We start from the raw sequence: 11,480 nt of genomic DNA on the forward strand, positions 1-11,480 counted from the left end.
ATGATTTAAAAGAGAAAGTACCCGCAACATTTTTCCAATTAGCTGAAAATAGTTTAAAAACATTCGATGTGAAAGTGATTCCTTTATTACAACAAGAGAATAAATTATCAACAGAATATTCTAAATTAATTGCTTCAGCTGAGATTGAATATAAAGGTCAAACTTATAATTTATCTGGTATGAGTCCCTTTACACAATCAACAAATCGCCAAGAACGTCGTGAAGCAACTGTTTTAGTGAGTGAATTCTTTGAAAAAAATCGTGATGAATTTGATCGCTTATATGATGAATTAGTGAAAACACGTGATGCGATTGCGAAGGCATTAGGATTTAATGATTTTGTTGAATTGGGCTATTTGCGTATGAATCGCTTGGATTACAATCGTAAAGATGTTGAAATCTATCGTCAAGAAGTTTTAAAACATGTAGTACCCTTAGTATCAAAATTGTATCAACGTCAACAACAACGATTAGGGTTAGATGCGTTAAAATCCTATGACTTAGGTTTTGAGTTTGAAGACGGTAATGCTAAACCTAAAGGAACACCGGAAGAAATTTTAGCCAATGGTGTCAAGATGTACCATGAATTGTCACCAGAAACCGGTGAATTCATTGACTTTATGGTGGAAAAAGAATTATTAGATTTAGTCACTAAACCTGGTAAACAAAGTGGTGGTTATTGTACTTATATTCCAGATTTTGACTCACCGTTTATTTTTTCTAACTTTAATGGTACTTCAGGCGACGTGGATGTTTTAACGCACGAAGCGGGACATGCTTTTCAAGTCTATTCTTCTCGTTGGATTGAAACACCAGAAGTGGTATGGCCGACTTATGAATCTTGTGAGATTCATTCGATGAGTATGGAATTCTTTGCCTATCCTTGGATGGAACTATTCTTTGAAGAACAAACCTTGAAATACAAATATAGTCATCTATTTGGCACGTTATCATTTTTACCATATGGTGTATTAGTCGATCACTATCAACACGAAGTATATGAGCATCCAGAAATGACTCCAGCACAACGACGTGCCACTTGGAGAAAACTAGAAAAAATGTACAATCCTTGGAAAGACTATGATGGCATTGAACTATTAGAAGAAGGTGGATTCTGGTTCCGTCAAGGACATATCTTTAATTCGCCATTCTATTATATTGATTATACACTGGCACAAGTATGTGCTTTACAATTCTGGAAACGAAGTCAAGTTGACCAAGATCCGCAAGCGTGGGATGATTATTTAGCGATTTGTCGAATTGGTGGTACTCAAAGTTTCAAACAAATCGTGAATACTGCCAACTTATTGTCACCATTTGAAGCGGGAAGCTTAAGTGGGATTGTTAAGGAAGCGGACCGTTATCTAGAGAATATTGCGGAAGCAGACCTAGTAACGCCACAAGATGATAGATAATGTTGTTTAGCACTTTAATGCTTTTAAGTTAATTACAAAAAATTTTATTGCGCAATAATAAACGAGCTAAATGGCTTCTTTGCAGAAGCAATCGAAACAGTGGTTAAAATTTGCGACTAACAGCCTAATTTTTAAGTAAAATAATCCATTTAATCAACACAGGTTGGCGAGATGTTAAGCTCATTATATATTGATTTCACACAGATTATTAAGACTTTTTTGGTAAGATAAAGCAATTTTATTCGAAATTTAAACCATATTATTTTTACCTTTGTCCTTTTTATGTTATAGTAAAGACATATGAGGAGGAATTTAAACTTATGATTATAGGATTACCAAGAGAATTGAAGGCAAGTGAAGACCGAGTTGGTTTAACGCCAGCGAACGTTAGTGAATTAGTGAATGCTGGACATCAAGTCTTAGTCGAAACCAATGCCGGAGAGGGATCTGGCTTTTCAGATGAGGAATATACAAAAGCAGGAGCGGAAATTAAAGCGACTGCTGCAGAAGTATGGAAAGCTGAAATGGTGATTAAGGTAAAAGAGCCTCTTAAAGAAGAATTTGATTATTTCTATGAAGGTTTAATTTTATTTGCTTATTTACATTTAGCACCAGAGTTAGAATTAACACAAGCGTTATTAGATAAAGGCGTTATTGCGGTTGCTTATGAAACAATGGCTCATGAAGGCACATTACCTTTATTAATGCCAATGTCAGAAGTAGCTGGACGTATGGCTGTACAAATTGGGGCTAATTTCCTTGAGAAAAATAACGGTGGACCTGGTATTTTACTAGGTGGTGTTCCAGGTGTTCGTCGTGCGAATGTTACGATCATTGGTGGGGGAGTTGTTGGTTTAAACAGTGCCCAATTAGCTTATGGTTTAGGCGCAAATGTAACGATTTTAGATGTGAACCCACAACGTTTAGCAGAATTAGAACAAATTTTAGGCCATGGTGTGCAAACATTAATGTCAAATGAAGCTAATATTCATCGTGCAGTTGTGGATTCAGATGTTGTAATTGGATCTGTTTTAATTGCTGGTCGTCGTGCACCAGTATTAGTAAAAGAAGAAACAATTAAACAAATGCGTGAAGGTTCTGTCTTAATTGATATCGCCGTTGACCAAGGTGGTAACTTTGAAACAACGAGCCATGCAACGACACATAAAGATCCAACCTATGTAAAACATGGTGTTATTCATTATGCTGTTGCGAATATTCCAGGGGCTGTTCCAAGAACATCAACCATCGCATTAACGAATGCAACCTTACGCTATACGAAACAAATTGCTGGTAGTGGAATTGAAGAAGCATCTCTTAAAAATGAAACCATCATGACCGGTATCAATACTTACCGTGGTAAATTAACATCTAAAGCAGTCGCAGACTCACAAGATAGAGAATTTACAAATATTTTAGAAATAATTAAATAGAGAGCTTTTATCTTAAAGCAGTGAGCGAGAAGTATGAAACACTTATGTTTCGACTTCTTGCTTTTTTGCATCCAAAATATTATAAAAAATATTTATCATCAGAACGGTTTATGATAGAATAGAAAGGTATTAGTATTTTTTATAAGAGGAGGCAAGGAAATGGTTGAACTGATTGCAACAGTTGAGTCACTCCAACAAGCTGAAAACCTATTAAATGCAGGGGTAGATATTCTCTATTTTGGTGAGGACCGATTCGGATTGAGATTACCTTACTCCTTTACTCGTGAAGAGCAACGATCGTTAGTGGCTTTAGCTCATCAGAAAGGTAAAAAAGTTAGTATTGCGGTGAATGCAATCTTCCATAATGATGGAATTGAAAAAGTTCCTGAATATTTACAATTTTTAAAATCAATCAATGTGGATACGATAACGGTGGGAGACCCAGGAGTCGTTCAAATTATGAAAAATCCTGATTTATTTATACCTTATCGTTATGATGCGCAAGTGATAGTGACAAGTAGTAAATCCATCAATTTCTGGGCTAAAAGAGGAGCGGTCGGTGCGGTAATCGCTCGTGAAGTACCGCGTGATTCTTTAGAAATATTAGCGCGTGAATCGTTGGTTCCGGTGGAATTTTTAGTTTATGGTGCGACTTGTATTCATCAATCTAAACGTCCACTACTGCAAAATTATTATAATTATATCGGCAAAAATGAATCAGTGACACGTGATCGAGGCTTATTCTTATCCGAACTACGTAAACCAGAAAGTCATTATTCTATCTATCAAGATAGCAATGGTACACATATTTTTGCCAATAATGATGTATTGTTAGCGAAACATTTACAAGACTTAGTCGATATGGGCGTCGCTCAATTCAAATTAGAAGGTATTTTCTCGCCAGGAACTAATTTTGTCAAAATTGCGAAATTATTTGTTGATGCGCGTGATCAAATTGAAGCTGGGACATTTGATGCAATAGCCGCTCAAAAACTAGAAGAAGATGTGCGAACTTTACATCCAGCTAATCGTGGTCTTGATACAGGATTCTTCTTATATGAACCTGGATTTGTGAAGTAGGAGGAATAAGATGCGAACTATTACTAAAAAACCTGAAGTGTTAGCACCAGCTGGTACTTTAGAAAAATTAAAAACAGCTATTCATTATGGAGCGGATGCAGTTTTTATTGGTGGAGAACAATTTGGTTTACGCAGTCGTGCGGGAAACTTTGATTTTGATGAGATGTCAGAAGCGGTGCAATTTGCTCATAAACGCGGAGCGAAAGTTTACGTTACAGCCAATATGGTTACTCATGAGGGGGATGAGCAGGGAGCCGATGAATTTTTCCGTCATCTAAGAGATATTGGGATTGATGCAGTGATTGTATCTGATACCGCTCTAATGCAAATTTGTGTGGATGCAGCGCCTGGTTTACCAATTCATTTATCCACTCAAGCTTCAGCTGCTAATTATCAAAATTTAAATTTTTGGAAAGACGAAGGATTAGAACGAGTGGTCCTTGCGCGAGAAGTTTCCATGGAAGAAATTAATGAAATGAAAGAACGTGTCGATGTAGAAATTGAGGCTTTTATACATGGGGCAATGTGTATTTCTTATTCTGGTCGTTGTGTTCTTTCGAATCATATGGAAAACCGTGATGCCAACCGTGGTGGCTGTTGTCAGTCTTGTCGTTGGAAATATGGCTTATTTGATATCGCCATTAATGGTGACCGTCAGATGGTGGGTGCTGGTGAAGAAGGTATTGAAGAAAAATTCTCTATGAGTTCGGTCGATTTAGCGATGATTGAGCATATTCCGGATTTATGTGAAGCAGGCGTTGATAGTTTAAAAATTGAAGGACGCATGAAATCCATTCATTATGTATCGACTGTCGCAAATGTTTATCGTGCGGCTGTTGATGCTTATTGTGCAGATCCTGATCATTATGAATTAAAACAAGAATGGGTTGATGAATTATGGAAAGCGGCTCAACGTGAATTAGCCACTGGATTTTACTACAGTACTCCTTCAGAAAATGAACAATTATTTGGTAAACGTCGTAAAATCCCTCAATATGGTTTTATTGGTCAAGTGCTAGACTATGATCCAGTCACTCAAATTGCAACGATTCAACAACGCAATAATTTTAAAGTTGGTGATGATATTGAGTTTTACGGACCGGGTATGCGTCATTTTGAACAACATTTAACGGAATTATGGGATGAAGAGGGAAATGCGATAGAAGTGGCCCCTCATGCTATGATGATTTGTAAAATTAAAGTCAACCAACCAGTTGAAAAATTTGATATGATTCGCAAACGTAAATAATCGCTAAACTTATTGAGCAACAAAAAAATCCCCTGGTAGCTACTTAAAAGTTAACTACTTTAGGGGAGATTTTTGCATTTAAATAGAAAATACACTGTAGTACCATTAGCTGATCCTATAAAATTCGATGAAGTCGGACCCTTTATAGGAACTTTTTGTGATTTACTTTATAATCAGTCGCATCAACTCTATCATTCGCCTCAAACTGATATGCTATTGTTATTTTTCTACTTATTATTTTTTTGTTGGTCTTTAATTTTTAGTTGAAGTTTAGCATAAGTACGGTTAATGTAAGGCATTAAGAAGTTATTTTCTTTAATCTCTGCAATTAACTGTGCTTTATTACAAAATTCTGCTGCTTTAGTAAAATCATCTGCAATGATTGCATTATCAGCCAACAATAAATATAATGAATCGATGCTTTGTAAATCTTTTGTTTGAGCAGATAGATGAACCGCATTTTCTGCATAAAAATTGGATTCCATAATCTTTAATAGATAGGAGTTTGAACGTGCAAGTCCAAATAAAATTTTAATTTGATAGTGTAAAAAATTTGTTTTATTTTCAACTAATTTTAGTGCTTTTTCAAAATATTCAATCGCTTCATTATAGTTTTCTAACGAAAAATAATACTCAGCAACCGAATTTAATAAATTAATATGAAGTTCAAGGTCACCTAGTTCTGGTCGATTTTTATTTTCTAATATACTAATCGCCTGTTCACAATTTGCAATTGCTTCCTCGATAAGATTATAATTATTCGCTAAGATGATGGATTCAATCCATAGTTTATAAGTTGAACTGATTGGAGAAAAGCTTGCATCATTCACCACTTCTTTAAAGAAATGTTCGAGAGCTAAATATCGATTTTCTTCAATAAAGGTATTTATTTTTTGTTGAAATTTTGGAATAGCAGAAGTAATATTATGGCCAACATCATCCGCTTCACCAATCAAATAGCCAACCGTTACATCGAGTTTTTGCGCAATTTTATGTAAGATTTTAATATCAGAATCAACTTCATTTTTTTCGATTTTGGAAATCAGTCCTTGACTGCAAATATCTTTCGCGAGATCTTTTTGTGTCATATTTTTTTGGAGTCGTAGTTTTTTTATTTTTTCCGCATAATTAATATCCATTTTGATGTTCCTCCATCTAGTAATGTCAACTGAATTATATCGAAAAAACGCTTTAAATAGCAAGAGATTAGGCTTTTAATAGGTCATAATGAGATGGAACGAAATACGAGAGGCTGGGCATAAACTTGATAAAGTTAGTTAAGATTATTGTTCGTTAATTAAAAGCGCAGTGGTTAAGTGGCCTCAAACTGGCGTCTTTCGACTTGTTTGAGGCCTACTCAAAAGACTTGTTTAAGACCTACTCAACTGTGCGGGGGTAGACAGACGAAGCGAAAATTATTCAATTTTCTACTTCTGGTCAATCCCTTGTTTTGGTTGATACAAAATTCGTAGAAAGTACTAGCAACCAGCGTCTTTTGTACCTTATTAATGACTATTGGGAAGGTGAGTAGGCAAGTTAGGGAATATCATCATAATAAACGGCTTTTATTGGTTTTATTTACCTAAAATCTTCTGGGTATTAGCAAAATGCAATTTAGCTGTTTTATCTAATATTTTAGGACCAAATTGTTTTACTAAGCGTCTTCCAATTTGATCAACATTTAAACCGGCACCGGATGGTAGGACGGTGTTGTAAGGTTTACCTAATTTGGTTAGCGATTCTAGAAAGGCAGCCCGTGCAATAATAGAAGCACAAGCAACTGCTAAGTGATGACTCTCGCCTTTTTTTTCAAAATAAATTTTACCTTTATATGGATTTGCTTCCTTTTTTAAATATTGATAATAATTTTTTTCGCTAGTGAATTCATCAATTAATATACCTTGTAATTGATTTTTTTCATTGTCTGATAGCTTGGCTATTAATTTTTGTATAGTAAAATTATGTAAGGAGACTTTGATGGCATTGGCATTACGTGTTTGATTGGCTTCATTGTATTTCTCAGGAGAACATACGGTTAAATGATAAGGCACACATTCTTTAATTTGCCAAGCCAGCTCGATAATTTGTTTATCCGTCAATAATTTTGAATCTTTAACTCCTAGTTCTTTCATTAACGGCTGCTTTTCTTTCGGTAAATAGACGGCACAAACGGTTAAAGCACCAAAATAACTGCCATTTCCTACTTCATCACTCCCAATGATCGTCCAATCAGCAAAATCATGAGGTAAATGTGTAGTGGCAGCGGTTTTTGACAATGTTGTTTTTTGACTGGCAGTTCCCCAAATAGCTGCTTCATTTTCGGCACCATTACCTTGAAAAAGAACTTTACCACTTTGATACGCGGTAATGACAATGCCGTTTTTTTTGGCACGGAAAATACTATAAGGAACTGGAGACTGCATATAATGTTGATAATGTGTTGCCATTTCCTTAATTTTTTCAGGACTTAATACGAGTGTTTGACTAGACAATCGAATCCCTCCTTATTTATAAATGCTCTTTTATTATATCATAGGGTTAGTAAAGATTGAATTAAATATGAAACTTCTTAGAAAACGTGCAATAAACGCTGTTTTCTGATAAAATGTAGTGTATATTAAATACTACTATAGCAGAAGGGAAGAAGATTGTGAGCGAGAAACGTCGTTTTAATGTGACGATTGCTGGGCGACCTTATACAATTGTTGGTGAACGTTCAAACGAACACATGGAGGCAGTAGTTGAATTAGTGAATAATCAATTAAGTCAATTATCTGGATTAGCCCCTCAGTTATCTATTATGGATCACAGTATTTTAATGGCAGTCAATGCTGTCAGTGATCAACTCGTAAAAGAAGCTAAAATTATGGAATTAGAAGCAGAGCTTGAACAGTTAAAATCAGCTCCAGCATCATCTAAATTAAATGCTAATATTCCATATCGAAAATAATTTTAAAGAGGAGGCTGTCTGATGTTAACTTTTATAATTTTAATTATCTTAGCCTATAGTTTTTATACCGGATTTAGACGTGGTTTAGTAATGCAATTGGTGCAATTGTTAGGTTATGTTATTACTTTTATCTTAGCTACCAAATATTTTGAACCCTTATCTCAATATGTCGAGATGATTATTCCATTTCCATCCGTTCAGCAAAATACTAATTTGATATTTTATGATGAAGCACAAAGCTTTTTAGTAGACCAAGCATTTTACCGCGCTGTTACTTTCGTCGTTATTGGGTTAATCGGTTGGTTATTGACGAAGTTTTTAGCCGTGTTTTTCACTAGAATTACTTATTATAATGTTTTAAGTATTGTTAATTATATTGGTGGTGGCTTAATCAATCTACTGATTACTTTTGTCATGATTTATATCTTTTTATTTATTTTATCGTTAATTCCAATTGAGTTTATTCAACAACAGTTTGTTGATAATCCACTCGCTTATCGCATTGTTGCTGATACGCCTTTTCTATCAAAATGGGCGGCAGAAACGTGGTTAACGGTTAATCCTTTTGGATAAACAAATGATAAGGCTGGACAAAACTTTAAAAATTCTATTTAGTTCATCTGTTTATTTTATAGCGCAGTGATAAGTGGTTTCAAACTGCGTCTGAAAGAGGCTGGTCATCGACTTAAAAATTCTATTTGGTTCCAGCTGATTATTTTATAGCGTAGTGGTGAGTGGTCAGACGAAGCGAAAATCAATCGATTTTCAACTTCATGCCCACTCCTTTATTGTCTTTTTGAAGGAGAGTGTCCAATGAGTTCCAATACAAAAATTTATGAAACATTAGAATTCGCTAAAGTACAAGCACAAGTACAACAATATATTCAAACAGAATTAGGGAAAGAAAAAGTACAAGCCATGCGGATTAGTGCTGACTTAGATCAGCTTGAAGAATGGCAATTAGAAACTGAACAAGCATTAAGTATTTTAACACAACGTAAAGTCATGCCGATACCTCGTTTAAATAATTTAGCACCGGCTTTAAGACGTTTAAAATTAGAAGCCAGTTTAAATGCATTGGAGATTGCACAAGTAGGTCGTCTGTTAAAAACGATTAAACAATTAATTACTTTTTTTGACGAATTGGCTGAGGATGATAAAGTTTATCCGGCTTTATCAAAGTGGGTCGACCAATGTGTTCATTTGCCTCAAATTGAAAAATTAATTGAACAATCAATTACTGAAGAGGGGAGTGTATTGTCAACTGCTTCCACCGAGCTAGCTTCAATTCGCCGTCAACAAACACAAACAGAAGAACAAATCCGTAATCAATTAAATCAATTAGTCAAATCAAAAGCGAGTCAACTATCCGATACCTTAGTGACCATGCGTAATGATGTGTATGTTTTACCGGTTAAAGCAGAATACCGTAATCAATTTGGCGGCCGTATTCATGACCAAAGTAGTACGGGGCAAACACTCTATATCGAACCACAAGCGGTAATGGTTTTAAATCAAAAGCGGGCTGAATTAATAGTGGCTGAACGTAAAGAAATTGAACGAATTTTGATGGAAATATCAGTCGAATTGATGCCGCATTATGAATCTTTAAAACACAATCAATTAATGGTTAGTGAATTAGACTTTATTCAAGCAAGAGCAGAACATGCTCGTGCGTTCGAGGCAGTAAAGCCGAAATTTTCAGTGGATAATCATGTAGCATTGTGGCAAGCGCGTCACCCCTTAATAGATGCTAAAGATATTGTAGCCAATGATATCATTATCGGCGAAGAGTATCGTGCTTTGATTATTACGGGACCTAATACCGGTGGGAAAACCATTCTCTTAAAAACGCTGGGTTTACTACAAATGATGGCGCAAACGGGATTGCATATTCCAGCTGATCGAGGAAGTCAAGTGGGTGTCTTTGACGATATCTTTGCAGACATTGGAGATGAGCAGTCGATCGAGCAAAGTTTATCGACGTTCTCGAGTCACATGACCAATACGGTCCGTATTCTAGAACAAGCGACTTATCAATCGCTAGTACTATTTGACGAATTAGGTTCAGGTACTGATCCGCAAGAAGGGGCCGCTTTGGCAATGGCGATTTTGAATTATTTCCGTAAAGTCGACGCGACGGTCATGGCCACTACACACTATCCTGAACTCAAATTATATGCACACGATACGCCAAAAACTATCAATGCCAGTATGGAATTTGATGTCACGACATTATCGCCAACTTATCGTCTATTAATTGGTGTGCCAGGACTTAGTAATGCTTTTGATATTTCTCAACGATTAGGACTACGAGCGGATATTTTAGAAGAAGCACGTGGAGGTATTGACACTGAAACTCAGTCCGTCAATGAAATGGTAGCGAATTTAGAACGAGAGCGTCGCGAAGCTGAATTAGCCCATGAAGAAGCCTTAGAACAGCTTGCTTTAGCTGAACAACTTCATAAAGACTTACGAACAGAGTATAATCGTTGGCTAGAGCAAAAAAATCAAATCGTTGAAAAAGCTAAACAAGAAGCGAATGAAAAAGTAGAAGAGGCTAAAAATCAAGCAGAAAAAATACTTCAAGAAATTCGTGAGTTGCAATTAGAACAAGGTAGTCGTGATAATATTAAGGAACATGTCTTAATAGATAAGAAAAATGCCTTTGATGATTTGAAAATGCCAGAAAACCTTAAGAAAAATAAAGTACTTCGTCGTGCGAAACGTCAACGCCAATTTCATGAAGGCGATGATGTCGAAGTCATTTCTTATGGACAACGAGGTACCATTGTTGAACAAACAGGCGCCGAAGAGTATATTGTCCAAATGGGTATTCTGAAGATGAAAGTAAAAGCTGATGAATTAGAACCATTGGATAAAGTGGAATCGAAAGTAAAAGTGAACGTTCAGCGTAGCGCAGGTCCGAAAGTACAAACCACCTTGGACTTACGTGGTGAACGCTATGAAAATGCCTTACATCGCCTAAGTCAATATTTAGATAGTGCCTTATTATCGCATCACCCAATGGTGACCATCATTCATGGAAAAGGAACAGGAGCCCTCAGACAAGGGGTTCGTGAAGCTTTAAAACGCCATCCACAAGTCGATCATTTTGAATATTCAGCGCCGAATGCTGGCGGCAATGGTTCAACCGTGGTCTATTTTAAATAATTAAGCCAAGTCAAAATTATCACTCAATATTAATAAAATAGCTTATCGATCAATTTTGAGCGCTATTTCTCATTAGGTACTATTTTTCGCTGACGCACATCAATTTTAGATTAAAAAACGAGCAACCTCTCAGCAATAAAGAGTTTGCTCGTTCATTTGTGCGCCCAGCATGGGCGTTA

The 11,480-nt window shown here is 35.9% G+C and carries 9 protein-coding genes; 7 read left to right on the plus strand and 2 right to left on the minus strand.

Translation table 11 applies throughout. From position 1 onward, the window contains the following. From HMPREF2811_RS06665 to HMPREF2811_RS06680, 4 genes are all read left to right on the plus strand, one after another. A partial coding sequence (locus HMPREF2811_RS06665; protein WP_071408661.1) for a M3 family oligoendopeptidase occupies positions 1-1,415 on the plus strand: 1,415 nt, incomplete at its 5' end. Between the two features lie 320 nt (positions 1,416-1,735). After that, positions 1,736-2,848 (plus strand): alanine dehydrogenase, encoded by a 1,113-nt coding sequence (gene ald / locus HMPREF2811_RS06670; protein ID WP_071408662.1) that lies wholly within the window; start codon positions 1,736-1,738, stop codon positions 2,846-2,848. A gap of 159 nt (positions 2,849-3,007) precedes the next feature. Continuing rightward, positions 3,008-3,928, plus strand: coding sequence for a peptidase U32 family protein (locus HMPREF2811_RS06675; RefSeq protein ID WP_071408663.1), 921 nt, complete (start codon positions 3,008-3,010; stop codon positions 3,926-3,928). 10 nt (positions 3,929-3,938) lie between these two features. Then, complete coding sequence (locus tag HMPREF2811_RS06680; RefSeq protein ID WP_071408664.1) at positions 3,939-5,177, plus strand: peptidase U32 family protein; 1,239 nt, start codon at positions 3,939-3,941, stop codon at positions 5,175-5,177. Between the two features lie 227 nt (positions 5,178-5,404). On the opposite strand, the gene HMPREF2811_RS06685 is transcribed toward HMPREF2811_RS06680, so the two are convergent. Together HMPREF2811_RS06685 and rnhC are read right to left on the minus strand one after the other, a co-directional pair. Then, positions 5,405-6,316, minus strand: a complete 912-nt coding sequence (locus HMPREF2811_RS06685; RefSeq protein WP_071408665.1) for a helix-turn-helix domain-containing protein — start codon at positions 6,314-6,316, stop codon at positions 5,405-5,407. Positions 6,317-6,751: 435 nt separating this feature from the next. Continuing rightward, the gene (gene rnhC / locus HMPREF2811_RS06690; RefSeq protein ID WP_071408666.1) at positions 6,752-7,669 is read right to left on the minus strand and encodes a ribonuclease HIII; all 918 of its coding nucleotides are present in this window, start codon (positions 7,667-7,669) and stop codon (positions 6,752-6,754) included. A gap of 158 nt (positions 7,670-7,827) precedes the next feature. Here rnhC and HMPREF2811_RS06695 point away from each other — a divergent pair, with 158 nt between their 5' ends. The 3 genes from HMPREF2811_RS06695 to HMPREF2811_RS06705 all read left to right on the plus strand — a co-directional run bounded on the left by HMPREF2811_RS06695 (position 7,828) and on the right by HMPREF2811_RS06705 (position 11,301). After that, a complete protein-coding gene (locus tag HMPREF2811_RS06695) occupies positions 7,828-8,127 on the plus strand; it encodes a cell division protein ZapA (RefSeq protein WP_071408667.1) in 300 nt (99 codons plus the stop codon). Positions 8,128-8,148: 21 nt separating this feature from the next. Beyond that, the gene (locus tag HMPREF2811_RS06700; protein WP_066126052.1) at positions 8,149-8,700 is read left to right on the plus strand and encodes a CvpA family protein; all 552 of its coding nucleotides are present in this window, start codon (positions 8,149-8,151) and stop codon (positions 8,698-8,700) included. Between the two features lie 240 nt (positions 8,701-8,940). After that, positions 8,941-11,301: an endonuclease MutS2 gene (locus tag HMPREF2811_RS06705; RefSeq protein WP_071408668.1), complete on the plus strand. Its 2,361-nt coding sequence runs from the start codon at positions 8,941-8,943 to the stop codon at positions 11,299-11,301. The last annotated feature ends 179 nt before the right edge of the window (positions 11,302-11,480 follow it).

Origin of the sequence: Globicatella sp. HMSC072A10, assembly GCF_001811625.1 — a bacterium.
In the GTDB taxonomy this organism is placed as follows: Bacteria; Bacillota; Bacilli; order Lactobacillales; family Aerococcaceae; genus Globicatella; species Globicatella sanguinis.